19 protein-coding genes are annotated in these 20,572 nt (G+C 69.8%); 14 read left to right on the top strand and 5 right to left on the bottom strand.

Going from position 1 to position 20,572, the window contains the following annotated elements:
• The first annotated feature begins 11 nt into the window (after nucleotides 1-11).
• Both LXE91_RS37375 and ftsH read left to right on the top strand, forming a co-directional pair.
• Nucleotides 12-521 carry a BCAM0308 family protein gene (locus LXE91_RS37375; RefSeq protein WP_039353387.1) on the top strand — a complete coding sequence of 170 codons (510 nt, stop codon included), beginning with the start codon at nucleotides 12-14 and terminating at the stop codon, nucleotides 519-521.
• 33 nt (nucleotides 522-554) lie between these two features.
• Nucleotides 555-2,468: an ATP-dependent zinc metalloprotease FtsH gene (gene ftsH / locus LXE91_RS37370; RefSeq protein ID WP_046196875.1), complete on the top strand. Its 1,914-nt coding sequence runs from the start codon at nucleotides 555-557 to the stop codon at nucleotides 2,466-2,468.
• A 30-nt stretch (nucleotides 2,469-2,498) separates the two neighbouring features.
• Here the strand turns inward: ftsH and LXE91_RS37365 are convergent, their stop codons facing one another.
• A complete protein-coding gene (locus LXE91_RS37365; protein ID WP_039353382.1) occupies nucleotides 2,499-4,292 on the bottom strand; it encodes an adenosylcobalamin-dependent ribonucleoside-diphosphate reductase in 1,794 nt (597 codons plus the stop codon).
• A 258-nt stretch (nucleotides 4,293-4,550) separates the two neighbouring features.
• Between LXE91_RS37365 and LXE91_RS37360 the strand changes: the two genes are divergently transcribed.
• The 3 genes from LXE91_RS37360 (at nucleotide 4,551) to LXE91_RS37350 (ending at nucleotide 6,313) form a co-directional block, all read left to right on the top strand.
• Nucleotides 4,551-5,513: a 1-phosphofructokinase family hexose kinase gene (locus LXE91_RS37360; protein WP_039353379.1), complete on the top strand. Its 963-nt coding sequence runs from the start codon at nucleotides 4,551-4,553 to the stop codon at nucleotides 5,511-5,513.
• Nucleotides 5,510-5,947, top strand: coding sequence for a hypothetical protein (locus tag LXE91_RS37355; RefSeq protein WP_039353376.1), 438 nt, complete (start codon nucleotides 5,510-5,512; stop codon nucleotides 5,945-5,947). Before LXE91_RS37360 ends, LXE91_RS37355 begins: the two co-directional genes overlap by 4 nt.
• Nucleotides 5,948-6,112: 165 nt before the next feature.
• Complete coding sequence (locus LXE91_RS37350; RefSeq protein ID WP_039353373.1) at nucleotides 6,113-6,313, top strand: DUF2188 domain-containing protein; 201 nt, start codon at nucleotides 6,113-6,115, stop codon at nucleotides 6,311-6,313.
• On the opposite strand, the gene LXE91_RS37345 is transcribed toward LXE91_RS37350, so the two are convergent.
• Nucleotides 6,310-6,822, bottom strand: a complete 513-nt coding sequence (locus tag LXE91_RS37345; RefSeq protein ID WP_046196876.1) for a lecithin retinol acyltransferase family protein — start codon at nucleotides 6,820-6,822, stop codon at nucleotides 6,310-6,312. The two genes, LXE91_RS37350 and LXE91_RS37345, sit on opposite strands and share 4 nt — an antisense overlap.
• Nucleotides 6,823-7,272: 450 nt before the next feature.
• Between LXE91_RS37345 and LXE91_RS37340 the strand changes: the two genes are divergently transcribed.
• The 9 genes from LXE91_RS37340 (at nucleotide 7,273) to hutC (ending at nucleotide 16,505) form a co-directional block, all read left to right on the top strand.
• A complete protein-coding gene (locus LXE91_RS37340; protein ID WP_039353506.1) occupies nucleotides 7,273-7,749 on the top strand; it encodes a hypothetical protein in 477 nt (158 codons plus the stop codon).
• Between the two features lie 204 nt (nucleotides 7,750-7,953).
• Entirely contained in the window at nucleotides 7,954-9,195 is a 1,242-nt protein-coding gene (locus tag LXE91_RS37335; RefSeq protein WP_039353502.1) for a putative glycoside hydrolase, read from the top strand.
• Between the two features lie 250 nt (nucleotides 9,196-9,445).
• The gene (locus LXE91_RS37330) at nucleotides 9,446-10,579 is read left to right on the top strand and encodes a TIGR03364 family FAD-dependent oxidoreductase (RefSeq protein ID WP_223274396.1); all 1,134 of its coding nucleotides are present in this window, start codon (nucleotides 9,446-9,448) and stop codon (nucleotides 10,577-10,579) included.
• A 361-nt stretch (nucleotides 10,580-10,940) separates the two neighbouring features.
• The gene (locus tag LXE91_RS37325) at nucleotides 10,941-11,801 is read left to right on the top strand and encodes a transporter substrate-binding domain-containing protein (RefSeq protein ID WP_039353370.1); all 861 of its coding nucleotides are present in this window, start codon (nucleotides 10,941-10,943) and stop codon (nucleotides 11,799-11,801) included.
• A 92-nt stretch (nucleotides 11,802-11,893) separates the two neighbouring features.
• Nucleotides 11,894-12,616 (top strand): ABC transporter permease, encoded by a 723-nt coding sequence (locus LXE91_RS37320; protein WP_039353368.1) that lies wholly within the window; start codon nucleotides 11,894-11,896, stop codon nucleotides 12,614-12,616.
• 10 nt (nucleotides 12,617-12,626) lie between these two features.
• Nucleotides 12,627-13,373 (top strand): ABC transporter permease, encoded by a 747-nt coding sequence (locus LXE91_RS37315; RefSeq protein ID WP_039353366.1) that lies wholly within the window; start codon nucleotides 12,627-12,629, stop codon nucleotides 13,371-13,373.
• Between the two features lie 27 nt (nucleotides 13,374-13,400).
• Nucleotides 13,401-14,192, top strand: a complete 792-nt coding sequence (locus tag LXE91_RS37310) for an ABC transporter ATP-binding protein (protein WP_039353363.1) — start codon at nucleotides 13,401-13,403, stop codon at nucleotides 14,190-14,192.
• 7 nt (nucleotides 14,193-14,199) lie between these two features.
• Entirely contained in the window at nucleotides 14,200-15,693 is a 1,494-nt protein-coding gene (locus LXE91_RS37305) for an aromatic amino acid ammonia-lyase (protein WP_039353360.1), read from the top strand.
• A 56-nt stretch (nucleotides 15,694-15,749) separates the two neighbouring features.
• Nucleotides 15,750-16,505: a histidine utilization repressor gene (hutC, locus tag LXE91_RS37300; protein WP_039353358.1), complete on the top strand. Its 756-nt coding sequence runs from the start codon at nucleotides 15,750-15,752 to the stop codon at nucleotides 16,503-16,505.
• 102 nt (nucleotides 16,506-16,607) lie between these two features.
• Here the strand turns inward: hutC and LXE91_RS37295 are convergent, their stop codons facing one another.
• From LXE91_RS37295 to LXE91_RS37285, 3 genes are read right to left on the bottom strand one after another with little or no spacing between them, the layout of a single operon-like run.
• Complete coding sequence (locus LXE91_RS37295; RefSeq protein WP_039353356.1) at nucleotides 16,608-17,942, bottom strand: LLM class flavin-dependent oxidoreductase; 1,335 nt, start codon at nucleotides 17,940-17,942, stop codon at nucleotides 16,608-16,610.
• Nucleotides 17,943-17,971: 29 nt separating this feature from the next.
• The gene (locus LXE91_RS37290) at nucleotides 17,972-19,699 is read right to left on the bottom strand and encodes a dipeptide ABC transporter ATP-binding protein (RefSeq protein ID WP_046196877.1); all 1,728 of its coding nucleotides are present in this window, start codon (nucleotides 19,697-19,699) and stop codon (nucleotides 17,972-17,974) included.
• Entirely contained in the window at nucleotides 19,696-20,565 is an 870-nt protein-coding gene (locus tag LXE91_RS37285) for an ABC transporter permease (RefSeq protein ID WP_046196878.1), read from the bottom strand. The genes LXE91_RS37290 and LXE91_RS37285 overlap by 4 nt, the downstream gene beginning before the upstream one ends.
• Nucleotides 20,566-20,572: the final 7 nt, after the last annotated feature.

Here is a 20,572-nt window from a genome sequence, read left to right as displayed (position 1 = left end):
GAGAAGCAGCCATGAACCGTTCGAATTCAGGCCCCGGCCGAACCCCTCTGCGCCGCGACCAGCGCATGCAACCGCATACGAAGGACAGTTACCGCGATCCGAAGCGGCCGAAGGGCGACCGGATCTGCGAAGGCTGCGGCGCCGTCTGCGACGCGGGCCGCTGGACGTGGTACGCGACACCGCTCGACCGGCGCCAGCTCGAATGCCCGGCCTGCAGGCGCATGCGAGAAAACCTGCCGGCGGGCGAGCTGGCGTTGCACGGCGCGTACCTGCGCGCGCACCGGGCGACGATTCTCGACCTGCTCGAGCGCCAGGCCGATCTGGAGACGAGCGAGCACGCGCTCGAACGCATCATGGAAATCGAGCAATCCGGCGATACGCTCGTCGTCCGCACGACGGGCGTGCACATGGTGCGAAGGCTGGGGGAAGCATTGCTGCATGCGCATCACGGCGATCTCGCGCTCAACTATCGCGATGGCGAGGACATGCTGCGCGCGCAATGGACGCGCGACGATGCATGAACGGCGGTGTGTCCGGCAAACGGGCCCGATGCGATGAAAAAGACACTCGATTACTCCGGACTGCTGATCCCGTTCGTATTTGCCGTGCTGGTGGCGTATCAGCTGCTGATGGCCCAGCCGGCCACGACGTCGATCTCGTACAGCGACTTTCACCGCCTGGTCGACGCGCGGCTCGTCGACGATCTCGACATCGGCCCGTCGTCGATTTCGGGCGTGCTGCGCATGCCGCAGGCCGGTGCGAACCTGCCGGCCTCCGACGCGGCCGCCGTGAAGAAGGCGGGGGCGCCGTGGCGCTTCACGACCAACCGGGTCGCTGACGATCGTCTCGTCGCCGAACTCACGGCCGCCGGCATCCGCTATCGCGGCGCGCCGGATTCGGGCTGGCTCGAAACGCTTGCCGGATGGATATTGCCGGTGATCGTCCTCGTCACGTTCTGGAGCTTCATGATGCGCCGGCCGGGCGGGGTCCGTGACCTGAGCGGCATGGGCAAGAGCCAGGCACGCGTGTACGTGCAGCAGGAAACCGGCATCACGTTCGACGACATCGCCGGCATCGACGAGGCGAAAGCCGAGCTGCAGCAGATCGTCGCGTTCCTGCGCAATCCTGAACGCTACCAGCGGCTCGGCGGCAAGATCCCGAAGGGCGTGCTGATCGTCGGCGCACCCGGCACCGGCAAGACGCTGCTCGCGCGCGCGGTGGCCGGCGAGGCGGCCGTGCCGTTCTTCACGATCAGCGGCTCCGCGTTCGTCGAGATGTTCGTCGGCGTCGGCGCGGCACGCGTGCGTGACCTGTTCGAGCAGGCAAAGCAGAAGGCGCCCTGCATCGTGTTCATCGACGAACTCGATGCGCTCGGCAAGGCGCGCGGCGTCGGCCTGATGTCCGGCAACGACGAGCGCGAGCAGACGCTCAACCAGCTGCTCGTCGAGATGGACGGCTTCCAGGCCAATTCGGGCGTGATCATCATGGCCGCGACGAACCGGCCCGAGATCCTCGATCCCGCGCTGCTGCGGCCCGGGCGCTTCGACCGCCACATCGCGATCGACCGGCCCGACCTGACCGGCCGCAAGCAGATCCTGGCCGTGCAGACGAAGCGCGTGAAGCTGGCCCCGGAAGTCGACCTGGCCGAGCTGGCGCAGCGCACGCCGGGCTTCGTCGGCGCGGATCTCGCGAACGTCGTCAACGAGGCCGCGCTGCACGCGGCCGAACTCGGCAAGCCGGCGATCGGCATGGCCGATTTCGACGAAGCGATCGACCGCGCGATGACGGGCATGGAGCGCAAGAGCCGCGTGATGAACGACGAGGAAAAGCGGACCATCGCGTACCACGAAGCCGGGCACGCGCTCGTCGCGCAAAGCCGCGTGCATTGCGATCCGGTGAAGAAGGTGTCGATCATCCCGCGCGGCATCGCGGCGCTCGGCTACACGCAGCAGGTGCCGACCGAGGATCGCTACGTGCTGCGCAAGAGCGAGCTGCTCGACCGGCTCGACGTGCTGCTCGGCGGCCGGGTAGCCGAGGAGATCGCGTTCGGCGACGTGTCGACCGGCGCGCAGAACGATCTGGAACGTGCGACCGCGCTGGCGCGCCACATGGTCATGCAGTACGGGATGAGCGAGAAGCTCGGGCTCGCGACGCTCGACGACGCGACCCCGCAGGGCGGTTCGCCCGGCGTGTGGACGCCGGGCGACGGCCGGTGCAGCGAACACACCGCGCAGTTGATCGACGAGGAGGTGCGCGCGCTGCTCGAAGACGCGCACGTGCGGGTCACGGCGACGCTCGGCGAGCATCGCGACGCGCTCGAACGGATCGCGCGGTGCCTGCTGCAGCATGAAACGATCGATCACGACACACTGGTGGCGCTCATTACACCGCCGGACGACGGCATCGGCCTGCCCGGGCCGGCGCACGCCGATGCGGAGCCTGCCACGGCCACCGACACGTCGGCCTGACCGGCTGGCGGCCACCGTCGGTCAGTCCGCTCAACAGCCGATGCAGACCGCGCCGTCGCGTCGTTGCGCCGTATCGTCGGTGACGACCGACGCGAGCCGCGGATCGGGCCGGAACACCGTGATGCCCTTGAGCCGGTCGCGCCATGCCGCGAAGAACAGCGCGTCGACCTGCGCGAGCGAACACTGGCTGTCCATCGTCACGGTCTTCGAGATGCCGGCGTCGACGCAGGGCTGAAGCACCGCGAGCATCGCGACGTGATCGATCGGTGCGATCTCGGCCGCGGTGGCGAAATAGTCCGGCAGCGCGACGCGGTCGCCATGCAGTGCGCGAAACAGCCGGTACGCATGGTTCTGCACCCGGAACGCGCGCGCCTGGCCGTCTGCCGTTCGAACCATCCGGCGCTGGGTCCAGCCGACGGCCGGTTCGATGCCGTTCGAACAGTTGTCGCAGAACGCGAGACTCACGCTGCCGGCCGGCGCGAACGACAACAGATGGCTGTTGCGCAGCCCGTGCCGCTGGATCGCGTGATGCACCTTCAGCGGCAGCCGCATGCGGTAGGCGGGGCCGGTCAGGTAAGCGGCCGGATCGTACGCGGGAAACGCGCCGCGCTCGGCGGCCAGCGCGGCCGATGCGGCAAACGCATGCTCGCGCATCGTCAGCGCGATGCTGCGCGCACATGCGCGCGCCTCGACGCTGTCGTAGCGCAGCCGCAGCATCGTCAGCGCGTCGCCCAGGCCCGTCACGCCCACCCCGATGCGCCGCGTCCGATGCGCTTCGCGTGCATGGGCGGCGAGCGGCCACGCGGTCAGGTCGAGCACATCGTCGAGCAGGCGAACCTGGATGTGCACCGCGTCGGCCAGCGCCGCGAAATCGAAGCGCGGCTCGCCGTCGATGCCGAACGGATGGTGCACGAACCGCGGCAGGTCGACCGGCCCCAGCACGCAGCTGCCGTAGGGCGGCAGCGGCTGCTCGCCGCACGGGTTCGTCGCGTCGATCCGTTCGTGCTCGCGCAGCGGATTCGCGTCGCGGATCGTGTCGAGGAACAGCAGTCCGGGTTCGGCACTGTCGCGTGCGGCGTTGACGATCGCCTGCCACACCTTGCGGGCGGGCACCGTCGCATGAAGGTAGCGCCCGTCCGGCCGCCGGGGCGACGCGATGGCGGCTGCATGGCGCGGTGCGTGATGGACGAGCGCCCAGGGCAGGTCGTGCGCGACTGCTTCCATGAACGCGTCCGTGATGCCGACGGACAGGTTGAAGGTCGGCCAGCGCGCCCGCCCGTGCTTGGCCGTGACGAACGCGAGCAGGTCCGGATGATCGCAGCGCAGCACGCCCATCTGCGCGCCGCGGCGCGGGCCGGTGAACGGCAACGCGCGGCACATCGCATCGAAGCGGTCGATCGCCGCGCATACGCCGCGCTCGGGCGACAGGCGGCGTTCGTACGCGCCGGCGGGCGGCACCGGCGAGAAGTCGTAGCCGATTCCGCCGCCCATCAGCAGCGTGAGCCGCGCGTCGTCGAGCGCCTGCGCGAGCGCCGCATCGACGCCCTGCAGCGGCGTGTCGTCCGGAACCGCGAGCGGGTGGACGAAGCAGTTGACCATCGTGCCGCCCGTCGTCGCGCCGGCATTCGCCATGATGCGGCCGGCGCCGATCGCGCCGCGCTGCAGGTTCTGGAAGAACGTGCGCTCGGCCCGGGCGCGCAGCGCGGGCGGCTCGGCGAGCGACAGTGCACGGGCGACACGCTGGAAGACGGCCGCGCGCGACGTTTCGCCGGGCTGCGCATAGCGTTCGGCGAACACGGTGGTGCAAAGCGGTTGCTCGTCCATGGCGGGGCTCGGCGACGACGGATGACCTAATGTAAGGGCCTGCCCGCCCGCGTCGTTGATCGAGCGCAATCCGGTGCTGTTGCGGCATCGCTTGACGGTCGTCAATGCCGGGAGAAGGCGCGCACGTAAGGTGGTGCCAGGACCGGCCGGCGCTGGTGGCCGGCGCCAGGCATCAGGCATCAGGCATCAGGCACCCGCCGCGGCCGCACGCGCGCGGCGGGCAAGCCCGCGCATCACGCCCTTTACCGACTACGCGCCATGACCGAGATCGTTACCGTTACGTTGAATCCGGCCGTCGATGTCTCGACGTCGGTCGAGCACATCGTCGATACGCACAAGCTGCGCTGCGCGCGGCCACGGCGGGACCCCGGCGGCGGCGGGATCAACGTCGCGCGGACCGTTCACCGGCTCGGCGGCGACTGCGTCGCGCTGTACCTGGCGGGCGGGCCGACCGGCGATGTGCTGACGCTGCTGCTCGACGCCGAACAGGTGCCGGCCGTGCGCATGCGGATCGCCGGCGAGACGCGCGAGAACGTCTGCGTGACCGAAACGGCGACGGGGCGCGAGTACCGGTTCCTGATGCCGGGGCCGTTGGTCACGGCGGCCGAGTGGCGCGACTGCGCGGCGCGCATCGCGGCGCTGCAGCCTGCGCCGCGCTATCTGGTGCTGAGCGGCAGCCTGCCGCCGGGCGCGCCCGACGACCTGTATGCGACGCTCGCGCGGACGGCCGCCGCCAACGGCACCCGCGTGGTCGTCGATGCGGCGGGCCCGGCGCTGCGCGCGGCCCTCGACGCCGGGGTGCATCTCGTGAAGCCCAGCCTCGACGAACTGAGCGCGCTGGCCGGCGAACCGCTCGAGGAAGCGTCGGCATGCGGCAAGGCGGCCGAACTCGTCGCGCAAGGGCGGGCGGACATCGTTGCATTGACACTCGGCGCGCGCGGCGCGTGGGTCGTCACGCGCGAGCGCGCGCTGCGCCTGCCGGGCAGGCCCGCGACGGTGTGCAGCACGGTGGGTGCCGGCGACAGCTTCGTCGGCGGGATGGTCTGGGCGCTCGCACGCGGCGCGCCGTTCGACGATGCTTGCCGCTATGCGCTGGCGGCGTCGGCGGCTTCGGTCGAGCATCCCGGCACCGCGCTGGGCACGCGCGCCGACGTCGAACGGATTCATGCGGAACTGGTTGCGCAGGCAAGTGGCGCGGCCATTGCGCGTGGTGCGGCATGAGCGTGCGCGCGATCGTCTGCCTGCTGCTGTCGTGCTGGCCGCTGGTGTCTTTCGCCGGCACGGTGACGGGCGAGCCGGTGCCGCAGCGCGTGCTGATCCTCGTCTATCACCGGTTTGCCGCGCAACGCCTGGATTCGATGACGGTGCGCACCGGGACCTTCCACGATCAATTGCGTGCGATCGAGGCGAACGGCTACCGCATCGTGCCGCTTGCCGACATCGTGCGCTGGCACGCGGGGCAGGCGAACGCGCTGCCGGCGCGGGCGGTCGCGATCACGGTGGACGACGGTCACCGCTCGGTCTACGACGTGCTGCGCCCGTTGCTGGCCGCGCATCCGGTACCGGTCATGGCGCTGCCGCGCTACCTGATGACGGATGCGTGTGATACCCGCTGCATGAACGGATTGCTGCAAACCGCGCGGGAGCGACCGTGATCGAATGCCCGATCGCGGGTTCGCCAGCGTCGTTCGCGGATGCCGTTTCCATTTGGGGTCACGCCCGGCAGAACGTCATGGGGGTCGCACAATGGCTGGGATCCTGCTGCGCGAGCCACGGACAGGGATGTCGGGATCGGCACGCGGGTACGAGAGGGGGCCACCGTGCCGTGGGATGACGAACGCTATCCGCCGTCGATGCGGAACCTGCCGCCGCCGGTGCGCGGCAAGGCGATCGAGATCGCCAACGCGTTGCTGCGACGAGGGCGTGCCGAAGGCAGCGCGATCCGTATCGCGATCGCGCAGGCGAAGCGCTGGGGGCGGGTGCATGCGGCATCCGCCGACGCTGTCGAGCGGCGGCGCTAGGCCCCGCACTGAACCGGGCAGGTGCCGGCGTCCGGCGTGCGTTCGAAGGCTGCCGCATGCAGCCGCGCGGCCAGCACGCAGGCAAGCAGCATGACGCCCACCGCGATGCCGTGAACCGGGTTGCGCAGGCACGACGCAACCTGGTCGCTCCTTGCAACGCCGAACAGGCACCACAGGCAGAAGTGCTCGCAGTTGTTGGTGAGCAGCCGGTAGCGGCATTCGCCGAGGCGCGAGGCCGCGCGCCGCGCCGCTTCCGTGCCGTCGTACAGGGGCCGCGTGTGCCGGACGATCGCGAGTTCGAAACCGGCGCAGAAGCCGTCGATGGAGACGATTTCAACCGGGCCGCCGCTCAGGCTGTGCGCCAGGCCCGCGTAATGGATCACGTTGCCGTCGCCGATATAGATCCCGTGATGCACGTAACCGTGGCGCCGCGTCACGAGGTGGGCGCCGACCGGAAGGTCGCGATCCGGCATGGCGTCGTCGGCTTGTGCTGCGGTCGGGTGAGTCATGGCCAGCTCCTGGATCTCGCGGCAGCCGGCTGGAAAACCGCCTTGCCTGCCGCGGAACGCGTTGCGTCCCGTCACGTCTCCAGTATTGGCGGCGGACCGGGGCCCGACAATCAGCGCGGTCCGAGCTTGCTGTCCGATGTCGGGGCGTCGTGTCGGAAATTTCCGACGCGCCGTGCAATATCGGCTGACAGCCGGAACGGACAACGGCGCCTGCCTGCCGCCGCTTCAGGCCTTGTGGGCCCGCCGTACCGTCCGACCGACGGTCTCGCACCGTCGTGCCGCGCCGCTGGCCTGTCCGGTGGGCTTGACATGCATCAACGGGAAATCGGCGTTCCGCGCGACGCTGGCTTCGTCAACGATGCGCATGCGTCACGTCGCGGCACGCCGGCCGTGACGCGCCCGAACGAACGAGCCGCATCGCCACCCGCGTGCCTGAACCGGGAGAATGAAATGCGGACTGGAATCGCCGGGGCGCTGCTGCTGTCGGCCTGTTTGCTGGCCGCTGCGCCGAACGCGCCGGCTCAAGCGCTGCCCGAGCCCGTTGAGCAGAACGGCGCCGTGTACATCACGGGCGGCATCGGGGCGGAGGAGGTCGCTGCGTTTCGTGCCGCCGCGCCGCGCTACAACCTGCGAATCATGTTCGCGACGAAGGGCGGGCATTACCTGTCCGATGTCGACGTCACGTTGACTTCCGGCAAATCGACGGTCGTCGACGCACACACGGCCGGCCCGTTCCTGTTCGCACGCGTGCCGCCGGGGCGTTACACGGTGTCGGCGCGCGACCGGGGCGTCCAGGAAGTCCGGCACGTCGTCGTGCCGGCGCACGGCGGTGTCGATGTGCGGTTCTACTGGCAGAACCCGGAGCGCCGCGGCGTGATCCGGCTTTGCGGCGGTTGTCAGGACACCGGTACGCGTGCAGGGCCCTAGATGCACGCTTCGATCGACGCGGAGCGCGCGGTGGCGCGTGGCGTACCGTTGATCTGCCTCACGTGGCGTTGCGCCGGAGTCGCAACAATGTCCACGGGAATTCGCGTCGCGAGGTGTGCGTTGGAGATTCGGGCAAACGTTGGTGGGTCGCGTGCCGGGCGGCAGGCGCATGAGTCGTGTCGAGGCGGGCGGCAGCGCGTGGCGATGCTTGGCCGCGTGCTCGCAAGCATGCTGCTGGTGCTCACGTGCGTTACCGGCCGCGCCGGAACTGTTTCGGTGACGGTCGTCGATGCTGACAGCGGCCGGCCGGTGGCGGGCGCGCTCGGGTATGCATCGGGCAGCAGCCTGATTGCGTCGGCGACCGGCACGTTTGCCGCGCCGTCGGACGCGACGCTCAGCGTGACCGCCCCCGGCTATGCACGCGCGGAGGTTGCGCTCGCCGCTCGCGAGTCGGCGCGCACGGTGCGGCTCGTTCCGTTTCGTCCCAAGGCCGTCTACCTGTCGGCGTACGGTATCGCCGACCGCACGCTGCGCGACGCGGCGCTTGCGTTGCCGGGCCGCACGGCGGTCAACGCGTTCGTGATCGACGTGAAGGGCGATCGCGGCATGACGCCGTATCGCAGCGCCGCGCGCGAAGCGATCGGCGCAGGGGGCGGCGAGGCGGGGCCGCGCGTCGCGGACTTGCCGGCGCTGATCCGCGCATTCCACGCGCGCGGGCTGTACCTGATCGCGCGCCTCGTCGTATTCAAGGACGATCCGCTTGCGGCCGCGCATCCCGACTGGGCCGTGCGCGATGCGGCCGGCGGAATCTGGCGCGATCGCGAACACCTGCGCTGGATCGACCCGACCGTGCGCGCCGCGTGGGAACACAACTTCGACGTGGCCGAGGAGGCCGCGCGGATGGGTTTCGACGAGATCCAGTTCGACTACCTGCGCTTTCCCGACGCGAGCGGCCTGCGGTTCGGCGAGCCCAACACCGAGGCGAACCGCGTGGCCGCGATCACCGGGTTCCTGGAAGGCGCGCGCGCACGGCTGCGGCCCTACAACCTCTACCTGTCGGCCGACATCTTCGGCTACGTGTGCTGGAATGCCGACGACACGCAGATCGGGCAGCGGCTCGGCGCACTGGGCGGGCTGGTCGACTACATTTCGCCGATGCTCTATCCGTCGGGCTTCACGTGGGGCCTGCCGGGCTGCCGCAAGCCGACCGATCACCCTGGCGAGATCGTCGGGCGCTCGCTCGCGGAGGCAATGCGCCGCACCGGGCTCGCCGGCGTGCGCTTCCGGCCCTGGCTGCAGGCATTTCGCGACTATGCGTTCGACCGGCGCGCATTCGACGCGGCGGACATCCGTGCGCAGGCGGACGCCGCCGACGCGGCCGGCACGGACGGATGGATGCTGTGGAATCCGCGCAATCGCTACGATCCCGCTGCGCTGCCGCGCTGACCGGCGAAGCGGGATGGGCCACGTGCCGAAATGGCAAAATATGCCAAATCATGCTGTTTTGTGGCTTTTCATTCGAATGTCATCTCGCGTCGAGATAGTGCGGGATCGTGCGCCAGTCCCTGGAGCGAACGACGCGAGCCGGCCCGTTCGCCTCGCACCCGGGAAACCGTCCATGGGACGCGGCAAACAGCAACCGATACGCCCGCCCTGAAGGCGGCGCGTGTCATCTCGACAGAAGGAACGTGCAATCGTGAACGCCATCGCAGCGGCAGACTCCCATGACGTGATCATCGTCGGCGCCGGCATCGTCGGCCTCGCTCATGCCTATACGGCGGCACGCAAGGGGCTGCGCGTCTGCGTGATCGAACGCGATGCCGCATGCGTGGGCGCGTCGATCCGCAATTTCGGCTTCGTCACCGTCACCGGGCAGCACGCCGAACACAGCTGGCGGCGTGCGCGGGCGAGCCGCGAGGTCTGGGCGGACGTCGCGCCGCAAGCCGGCATCGACGTGCTTCACAAGGGCCTCCACCTGATTGCGCGCCGCCCCGAGGCGATGCGCCTGATCGATGCGTTCATGCAGACCGGCATGGCCGACGGCTGCCGGGTCATGACACCCGGTGAAGCGGCAGCCGCGGCGCCCGAGTTGCGGCTCGACGGTGCGCAAGGCGTGCTGCACAGCCCGCATGAACTGCGCATCGAGCCGCGTACCGCGATCGGGTTGCTTGCGTCCTGGCTGGCGGAACGCTTCGGCGTGGCGTTTCGTTACGGCGAGATGGTGCACGAGGTGCGCACGCCGACCGTGCGTACGTCGCGCGGCGTGTTGCACGCGGAGCGCGTGATCGTCTGCGGCAATGCGGACAGCCGTCACCTTTACGGCGACTGGTTCGCGCGGCACGCGGTGCGGCTGTGCCAGTTGCAGATGCTGCGCGTACGGCCGCGCCGCGCGCTGGCGCTGCGCGCCGCCGTCATGAGCGACCTGAGCCTGCTGCGTTACGGGGGTTTCGCGGCGCTGCCCGCCGCCGACGCATTGCGCACGCGCCTGCGGGCGGAGGAGCCCGAGTGCCTCGGCTACGGCATCCACCTGATCGCGGTGCAGAGCGCCGACGGTAGCCTCGTGGTGGGCGATTCGCACGAATACGGCGCCGCACCGCTGCCGTTCGCGACGCAGGAGATCGATGCGCAGATCCTGCGCCTGCTGCACGAGACGCTCGACGTACCGGAGCTGGACATCGTCGAGCGCTGGACCGGCAGCTATCCGTCGGCAGCCGATGCCGATTGCGTGATCGAGGCGCCGGACGACGGCACGCGCGTCGTCGTCGTGACGAGCGGCGCCGGGATGAGCACGGGATTCGGGATCGCGCAGGACGTGTTTGCTGCGTGGTGAGGTGGGGGGCATGCGCGTCACGCAGTCGCCAGGCATCGCGGGACGCACGCGAGCGATACGCGTGCCGGCATGACCGCGGGATTCGATCGGCGGTTTTAGTGTGTTTAGCGGAACGGGCGAATCAAGAATTTGTCTAGTCATCCTGACCGAAAGATCGGATGAAATGCACCATGTTCGTGCCGCCGATCACCACCGCGAGGCGCGCCAGAGCCCCTGAATTAGGGGATTTCCCGCGTTTACCCGGTTTTTTTTGATCAACGCTTGTCGGTCGGTTTTTCTTCTTGCATGCTTGTATAGACAAATTCCTGAGGCCGCTTGCATGACCGAAGGGATGACGATCTTCAACACAAGGAGAAATCTCGTGAACGGCAAGCGCATCAAGTGGGCAGTCAGGACGATCGGCATCATCGCAGCGGCAGCGGCCACGCTTTCCGCGCCGGTGCAGGCGAAGGAATGGAAGACGGTGACGGTGGCGCTCGAAGGCGGCTACGCGCCGTGGAACCTCACGCTGCCGGGCGGCAAGCTCGGCGGTTTCGAGCCCGAGCTGCTCGCCAACGTGTGCGAGCGTATCAAGGTGCAGTGCAACATGGTCGCGCAGGACTGGGATGGGATGATTCCGGGGCTTCAGGCCGGCAAGTTCGATGTCCTGATGGATGCGATCTCGATCACGCCGGAGCGCGAGAAGATCCTGCTTTTCTCGCGTCCGTATGCTGCGACGCCCGCGACCTTCGCCGTCACCGATACGAAGATCCTGCCGAAGGCGGCGCCGGGCGCGCCGATCGTCAAGCTGTCGGGCGACGCGAATGCCGACAAATCGACCGTCGACGCGCTGCGCAAGCAGCTGAAGGGCAAGACGATCGGCATCCAGTCGGGCACCGTCTACACGAAGTTCATCAACGACAGCTTCAAGGACATCGCGTCGATCCGCGTGTACAAGACCTCGCCCGAGCGCGATCTCGACCTCGTCGCCGGCCGCATCGACGCGTCGTTCGACGATGTCACGTACTACGCGGCGAACAACACGAAGAAGGACACCGCATCGATCGTGCTCGCGGGCCCGAAGCTCGGCGGCCCGATCTGGGGGCCGGGTGAAGGGCTCGCGTTCCGCAAGCAGGATGCCGACCTGAAGACGAAGTTCGATACGGCGATCGGCGCCGCGCTCGCGGACGGCACCGTGAAGAAGCTCGCCGACAAGTGGTTCAAGACCGACGTCACGCCGTAAGCGCACGTCCGGCCGCCGCCGCGCAAGCGGCATGAGCCGCGCGCGGCGGCGCGCATCCCGCCGATCCTATCAACGCTTGCCGGGAGGCACGCATGGCGATCCTTGAAATGCTGGGCTTCGGAACCGAAGGCTGGGGCGGCGTGCTGCTGCTCGCCGCGCTGATGACGGTTGCGCTGACGCTTGCCGCGCTCGCGGTCGGCGCCGTGATCGGCGCGGGCATCGCGGCCGCGAAGCTGTCGCGCTATCGCAGCGCCCGCCTGCTCGGCGACCTGTATACGACGGTGTTTCGCGGCGTGCCCGAACTGCTCGTCATCTACCTGTTCTATTTCGGCGGCTCGACGCTCGTCACGGCCGTGGGCCAGTGGTTTGGCGCGGAAGGCTTCATCGGCGTGCCGCCGTTCGTGATCGGCGCGCTCGCGGTGGGGATGATTTCCGGCGCGTACCAGGCCGAGGTGTATCGCGCGGCCGTGCTCGCGGTGTCGAAGGGCGAGCTCGAAGCGGCGCGCTCGATCGGCATGCCGCGCAGCATGGTCCTGCGCCGCATCCTGATTCCGCAGGTGCTGCGCTTCGCGTTGCCGGGCATCGGCAACGTGTGGCAGCTGAGCCTGAAGGATTCGGCGCTGATCTCGGTCACCGGGCTTGCCGAGCTGCTGCGCACGAGCCAGATCGCGGCGAATTCGACCCACCAGTATTTCGTGTTCTTCGTCGCGGGCGGCGCGCTCTACCTGGTCATGACGGGGCTGTCGAACCGCGTGTTCAACCGGGCCGAAGCAATCGTCGGCCGGTCGTTCCGCCGCAACTTCGCACGCAACTGACGGAGCGCACATGTCACTCGATTTCGACTTCCTGTTCGACACGCTGCGCCAGCTGCTCGCGGCGGTACCGACCACGCTCGGGCTGTTCTTCGCGTCGCTCGTGCTCGGCGGCCTGCTGTCGCTCGTGATCGTCACGATGCGCGTGTCGCCGCGCTGGCTGCCGAACCGCTTCGCGCGTGCCTACATCCTCGTGTTTCGCGGCTCGCCGCTGCTGATCCAGATGTTTCTCGTGTACTACGGGCTCGGCCAGTTCGGCGTGATCCGCGAGAGCTTCATGTGGCCGCTGCTGCGCGAGCCGTACGTGTGCGCGGTGCTGTCGCTCGCGCTCTGTACGGCCGGCTACACGGCCGAGATCCTGCGCGGCGGGCTGATGGCCGTGCCGGTCGGGCAGATCGAGGCCGGCTATTCGATCGGCCTGTCGGGCTTCGCGCTGCTGCGCCGCGTGATCGGCCCGATCGCGCTGCGCCAGTGCCTGCCCGCGTATTCGACCGAAGCCGTGCTGCTGGTGAAGTCCACCGCGCTCGCCAGCCTCGTGACCGTGTGGGAGGTGACGGGCGTCGCGCAGCAGATCATTCAGCAAACCTACCGGACGACCGAGGTGTTTGTGTGTGCGGCCCTCATCTACCTGGGCCTGAACTTCATCGTCGTCCGCCTGCTCGGCGCGCTCGAATGGCGGCTGTCGGGCCACCTGCGCGCGCCGAAGCCGTCCGGCGCACCCGCGGCCGACGCCCGCAATGCGCGACGTGTCGCATCCTGACCGCGTCCTTCCTTCCCGGAGAAATCGATGAACACCGCTGCTCCCGTCGCCCTGTCGGTCAGGAACATCCACAAGTCGTTCGGCGATCACCACGTGCTGAAGGGCATTTCGCTCGATGCGCACGAAGGCGACGTCATCTCGATCCTCGGTGCGAGCGGATCGGGCAAGAGTACCTTCCTGCGCTGCCTGAACCTGCTCGAAACGCCCGACGACGGCTCGGTTGCGCTCGCCGGCGAGGAACTGAAGATGAAGCGCGCGCGCGACGGCAAGCTGCATCCGGGCGACCGGCGCCAGGTCGACCGCATCCGCTCGCAGCTCGGGATGGTGTTCCAGAACTTCAACCTGTGGTCGCACATGACCGTGCTCGACAATCTCGTCGAAGGGCCGCTGCGCGTGCAGAAGCGCAGTCGCGCGGAGGCGGTCGAGGAGGCCGAGGCGCTGCTCGCGCGCGTCGGCCTCGCGGACAAGCGCGGCTACTATCCGGCCCATCTGTCGGGCGGCCAGCAGCAGCGGGTCGCGATCGCGCGGGCGCTCGCGATGCATCCGAAGGTGATGCTGTTCGACGAACCGACGTCGGCGCTCGACCCCGAGCTGGTCGGCGAGGTGCTGCGCGTGATGCGTTCGCTCGCGGAGGAAGGGCGCACGATGCTGGTCGTCACGCACGAAATGGGCTTCGCGCGGCACGTGTCGAACCGCGTGATGTTCCTGCATCAGGGCGAGGTCGATGCGGACGGCACGCCCGGCGAACTGTTCGGCGGCCAGTGCTCCGAACGCTTCCGCCAGTTCGTGTCGAGCCATCATGACCGCGCCGCGAACTGAGGCTGCCATGACGGTATTCCGTTCGGCCCGGCCGCTCGACTGGCGGCAGATTGCGGCGGTGGCGGCCGGCGCGCCGCTCGCGTTGACCGACGAGTCGCGCGGGCGTGTCGTCGCGGCGCGCGAACTCGTCGACGCGATCGTCGCGCGCGGCATTCGCGCGTATGGCGTCAACACGGGCGTCGGTGCGCTGTGCGACGTGATCGTCTCGCCCGCGCAGCAGGGTACGCTGTCGCGCAACATCCTGATGAGCCACGCGGTCGGCGTGGGCGCGCCGCTCGGCGCGGCGGAAACGCGCGCGATCATCGCGGCCGCGATCAACAACTACGCGCACGGGCATTCCGGCGTGCGGGCCGACATCGTCGACCAGCTGGTCGCGCTGCTCGAACACGATTGCCTGCCGGAAGTGCCGGCGCACGGGTCGGTCGGCTACCTGACCCACATGGCGCACGTCGCGCTCGTCTGCATCGGGCACGGCCACGCGCGTCATCGCGGCGAACGCGTGCGCGGTGACGAAGCGCTGCGCCGCATCGGCCGCGAGCCGCTGGCGCTCGGTGCGAAGGAGGGGCTGAGCCTGGTCAACGGCACGCCGTGCGTGACGGGGCTCGCCGCGCTCGCGCTCGCCCGCGCGGAGCGGCTGCTCGACTGGGCCGACTGGATCGCGGCGACGAGTTTCGAGAATCTCGGCGGCCAGCTCGCCGCGTTCGATCCGGCCTCGCTGGCGTTGCGCATTTCGCCCGGCATCGGGCACGTCGGCGCGCGCCTGCGCGCGATGCTCGCCGACAGCGCGATGCTCGCCGCGGCGAACGGGCGGCATACGCAGGATCCGCTCAGCCTGCGCACGATTCCGCACGTGCACGGCGCGGCGCGCGACGTGCTGGCGGTCACGGCGGAAGTCGTCGACCGCGAGCTCGCGTCCGTGACCGACAATCCGATCGTCGCGGGCACGCGCGACGCGCCGACCGTGCATTCGCAGGCGCATGCGGTCGGCGCGGGCATCGCGCTCGCGATGGACAGCCTCGCGGCCGCGATGGCGCAGGTCGCGGCGATTGCCGAGCGGCGGCTCGACCGGCTCGTCAATCCGCTCGTGAGCGGGCTGCCGGCCTTTCTCGCGGCGCCGGGCGGCACGTGTTCCGGGTTCATGATCGCGCAGTACACGGCGGTCGCGCTGGTGGCGCAGAACCAGCGGCTCGCCGCGCCCGCGAGCCTCGACGGCGGCATCACGTCGGGCCTGCAGGAGGATCACCTGTGCCACGCGACGCCGGCTGCGCTGAAGGCACTCGACATCATCGAGAACACCACGCGTGTGCTCGCGATCGAGTTGCTGGCCGCCGCGCAGGCGTACGATCTGCAGGAAAACGAAGCATCGCGGGCGGCGCCGACCGACGCGCTGCGGCGTTACGTGCGCGAACGCGTGCCGGCGTACCACGACGACCGGCCGCTCGCCGACGACATCGCGAGCGCGGCCGCCATCGTCGCGGGCGTACCGCCGTCGCTGGTGTGACGCAGCGGCGCTGCGGCGGCCGGCAGGTCATCCCATCTTCATTCGATCGAGGGCGCATGAACGAAGCGGAACGATACACGGCGGCCCGGCCGGAGGCCGTACCGGGCGACGACGTGCCGGCGCGCGCGCTGCCGGCCTACCAGCAGATCAAGCGCTACGTGGTCGAGCGGATCGCCAACGGCGACTGGAAGCCCGGCGGCGCGATTCCGACCGAGGCCGAACTGGTCAAGGAGTTCGGCGTGGCGCGGATGACCGTGTCGCGCGCGCTGCGCGAGCTGACTGCCGAGCGCGTGCTGACCCGCATCCAGGGCGCAGGCACCTTTGTCGAGCGCCGTCATTACGAATCGACGGTGCTCGAGATCCGCAACATCGCGGACGAGATCGCCGAGCGCGGCCATCGGCACAGTGCGCGCGTGATGACGCTCGAAAGCAGCGACGATCCCGAAGCGATCGAAGCGCTCGGGCTGCGCACGGGGCCGGTGTTTCATTCGCGCATCGTGCATTGCGAGGAGGGCGAGCCGATCCAGTTCGAGGATCGCTACGTCAATCCGGCGCTGTTTCCCGCGTATCTCGAGCAGGATTTCACGGTCGAGACGCCGAACCACTACATGGTGCGGCTCGCGCCGATCCAGCGTGCGGAATTCCGCATCTACGCGCAGAAGCCCGATGCGCAGGTGCGCCGGCACCTCGTGATGGAAATCGGCGAACCGTGCCTGCTGCTGCGGCGGCGCACGTGGGTCGGCGGGCAGGTCGCGACGTCGGTGCAGCTGTGGCATCCGGCGTCACGGTTTCATCTGGCGGGGAGGGTGTAGGCAGGGGGCTGCTGCTGCCATTCGACGTCGTTGCCCGAAGCCGATCGCCGGGGCGGGTCGGGCAGGCGGCTGCCCGATGCGCCCGCCCCGTGCGGCCGGCATTCAGGCCGCTTGCGCGTGGCGATTGACCGGGTACGCGAGCCCGAGATGCTCGCGTAGCGTCGCGCCTTCGTAATCGCGCCGGTAGACGCCACGTTCCTGCAGGATCGGCACGACCTTCGTCGCGAACTCGGTGAACGCCGTCGGCGTGCCGCCGCGCACGATGAAGCCGTCGGTGGCGCGCGCATCGACCCACGCCTGCAACCCGTCCGCAACCTGCTCGGGCGTGCCGGCGAACGCGGGGCGCGGCGTGGCTGCCTCGAGCGCGACCTCGCGCAGCGTCAGGCCGCGCTCGGCCGCGTCGCGCTTGATCGTGTCGGTGGTGCTGCGGAACTGGTTGCCGCCGAGCTCGCCGAGATCCGGGAACGGCGCGTCGAGCGCGTATTGCGTGAAGTCGTGGTGATCGAAGTAGCGGCCGAGATAGTCGAGCGCGTTGTCGATCGTCACGAGCCGCGCCGTGTCCTGATACTGCGCCTCCGCGTCGGCGGCCGATGCCGCGACGATCACGCTCGTGCCCTGGAACACCTTCAGGCTGTCGGGTGCGCGACCGCGCGCCGCGAGCCGCTTCTGCACGTCCGCATAGAACGCCTGCGCGAGCGGGATCGTCTCCTGGCGCGTGTAGATCGCATCGGCATGCTCGACCGCGACCCCCTTGCCGTCGTCCGACGCGCCGGCCTGGAACAGGATCGGGCGCCCCTGTCGCGAGCGGCCGATGTTCAGCGGCCCGGCGACCGAGAAGAATTCGCCGGCGTGATTCAGCGTGTGCAGCTTGTCCGGATCGAAGAACACGCCGCTCGCCTTGTCGCGCACGAACGCGTCGTCTTCCCACGAGTCCCACAGCCCCTTCGTCACGGTGAGGAATTCCGATGCGATCCGGTAGCGCAGCGCGTGCTCCGGATGTTTGTCGCGCGAGAAATTCTTCGCCGAGCCTTCGAGCGGCGACGTGACGACGTTCCAGCCGGCGCGGCCGTCGCTCAGGTGGTCGAGGCTCGAGAACTGCCGCGCGACGGTGAACGGATCGCTGTACGACGTCGACAGCGTGCCGACCAGCCCGATCCGCTCGGTGACGAGCGCGAGTGCCGACAGCAGCGTGAGCGGCTCGAAGCGGTTCAGGAAGTGCGGGATCGATTTCGCGTTGATGTGCAGGCCGTCGGCGACGAACAGCAGGTCGAACTTCGCGGCTTCGGCCTGCCGCGCGAGCTCGCGCACGAAGGTCACGTTGATGCTCGCGTCGGCGACCGCATCCGGATGCCGCCACGCGGACATGTTGCCGGATGCGCCCTGGATGATGGCGCCGAGATGGATCGGGCGGGATGAAGCGGAAGTCGGTTGGCTCATGACGGGAAGGAACGAAAGAGGGGCGGATGTCATGCGACCGCGGCGCGCGCGGGTGACGGGCGCGCAGCGGGCAGCGAGGGCAGCGAGGGCAGCGTGGGCAGCGTGGGCAGCGCGTCGAGCAGCGACGCGGTGTACGGATGCGACGGCGCGGCGAACACCGTGCCGACCGGGCCGCTTTCGACCACGCGGCCGCGCCGCATCACGAGAATCCGGTCGGCGACGTGATGCACGACGCCGAGATCGTGCGAAATGAACAGCATCGCGGTGCCGTGCTCGGCCTGCAGGTCGGCGAGCAGGTCGAGCACCTGCGCCTGGATCGACACGTCGAGCGCGCTGACGGGTTCGTCCGCGACGAGCAGCGCCGGGTTCGGCGCGAATGCGCGCGCGATCGCGACGCGCTGCCGCTGGCCGCCCGACAATTCGCGTGGATAGCGGTCGATGCAGCCGGCGCCGAGCCGCACTTCGTCGAGCAGCTGCAGCACGCGGCGGCGGCGCGCATCGCCGCGCACGCCGATCGCATCGAGACTCTCGCCGATGATCTGGCCAACCGAATAGCGCGGATCGAACGAACTGTACGGGTCCTGCGCGATCAGTTGCAGCCGCGCGCGGCGGGCGCGCCGTGCGGCTTCGGGCACGCCGCTCCACGGTTCGCCGTCGAGCGCGACGGTACCGCTGTCCGGCTCGGTCAGGCCGAGCACGATCCGCGCGATCGTCGATTTTCCGGAACCGGATTCGCCGACGATGCCGAGCGTCTCGCCGCGCGCCAGCGCGAACGACACGCCGTCCACCGCGACAGGCGCGTCGTGGCTGCCGTAGCGCTTCGTCACCGCGTCGACGGCGAGCACTTTCTCGCGGGCCTCGATTCGCTTGGGCGGCAGCGGGATGCGCGCGGCCGGGCCTGCGGCTGCGGCTGCGGCGTCGGCCTGCGGATCCATCGCGAGCCGGAACCCGCGCGATGCGGGCGTCGGAATCGCGGCGAGCAACTGGCGCGTATACGGATGCGCGGGCGCGGTCAGCACGTCGCGCGCCGGCCCCTGCTCGACGACCTGGCCGGCCCGCATCACGAGCACGCGATCGGCGAGTTCGGCGACGACCGCGAGATCGTGGCTGATCAGCAGCAGCGCATCGCCGGCCTCGCGGCGCGCGCGCAGCAGCGACAGGATCTGCCGCTGCACGGTCATGTCGAGCGCCGTGGTCGGCTCGTCGGCGATCAGCAGCGATGCGCCGCCGGCGAGCGCGGTGCCGATCAGCACGCGCTGCCGCAAGCCGCCGGACAGCTGGTGCGGATACTGCGGCAAGCGCCGTTCGGGCTCGTCGATGCCGACCGAGCGCAGCAGGTCGGCGCTGCGCGCGTGCACGTCGCGCCGCCGCGTATCGTGCAGCGCCTCGGCGACGAGATCGCGCACGCGCCACAGCGGATCGAGCGACACGAGCGCGTCCTGCAGCACGTAGCCGATCCGGCGGCCGCGAATGGCGCGCCAGTCGCGTTCGCGATGGCGCCGCGCATCGGCGCCGGCGATCTCGAGGCGTTCGGCGTCCACCACGGCGTGCGGGCCGTTCAGCCCGACGAGGCTGCGTGCGGTGACCGACTTGCCGGAACCCGACTCGCCGACGAGCGCGACGCATTCGCCGGCATGGACGACGAGGTCGAGCGGCCCGACGACGGGGCGCGTGCCGCGCGGGCCGCGAAACCCGATCGTCAGGCGTTCGACGTGGACGAGCGGCGTGGCGTGCGGTGCCGGTGCGTGGGTCGTCATGTCGTCTCCCGGCGTTCGAAGCGAGCCTGCCAGTAGCCGCCGAGCGCGTTCACGGCGACGACGGCCGCGGTGATCGCGAGGCCGGGCCAGACCGCGATCCACCACGCGTTGTACAGGTAGTTGCGGCCCTCGGCGAGCATCAGCCCCCACTCGGCGGCGGGCGGCTGCGGCCCCATGCCGAGGAAGCTCAGACCCGACGCGCCGATGATCGCGGTGCCGAGCCCGACGGTCGCGAGCACCGGCACCTGCGCGATCGCGTGCGGCAGCACGTGGCGCCACACCAGCACCGCCGGCGCGAGGCCGAGCGTGCGCGCCTGCTCGACGTAGCCGGAGCCGGCGACGACGAAGGTCTGCGCGCGCACCACGCGCGCGAAACGCGGCACCGACGCGACACCGAGCGCGAATACGAGGTTCGTGGCGCCCGGGCCGGTAAACGAGATCAGCATCAGCGCGAGCAGCAGGTCGGGGAACGCCGACACCACATCGAGAAAGCGCGAGATCAGTTCGTCGAGCCAGCCGCGCGCGAGCCCCGCGAACAGCCCGAGCGCGGTGCCGAACAGCGTCGCGACCGCGATCGACGCCGCGCTGATCGACAGCGAGTAGCGGGCGCCGTAGACGACCCGCGAGAAGATGTCGCGGCCGAGCTGGTCGGTGCCGAGCCAGTGTTCGGCACTGCTGCCGAGCTGCGCGGCCAGTGGATCGGCGGCCAGCGGGTCGTAGCGAGTGAGCCAGCCGGGGGCGATCACCGCGACTGCGTTCAGCAGCAGGTAGACGGCCGCAAGCGCGAGGCCCGGATGGCGGCGCAGCCAGCCGGCCGCGCCGAGCGGCGCGCGCGGGCGCCACGGCAGGTCGAGGGGCGTGGACATCGGTATC

Origin of the sequence: Burkholderia contaminans (assembly GCF_029633825.1) — a bacterium.
Lineage (GTDB): Bacteria > Pseudomonadota > Gammaproteobacteria > Burkholderiales > Burkholderiaceae > Burkholderia > Burkholderia contaminans.
The sequence above is the reverse complement of the archived record's forward strand: the minus strand, read 5'-3'. Positions and strand labels throughout refer to the sequence as shown.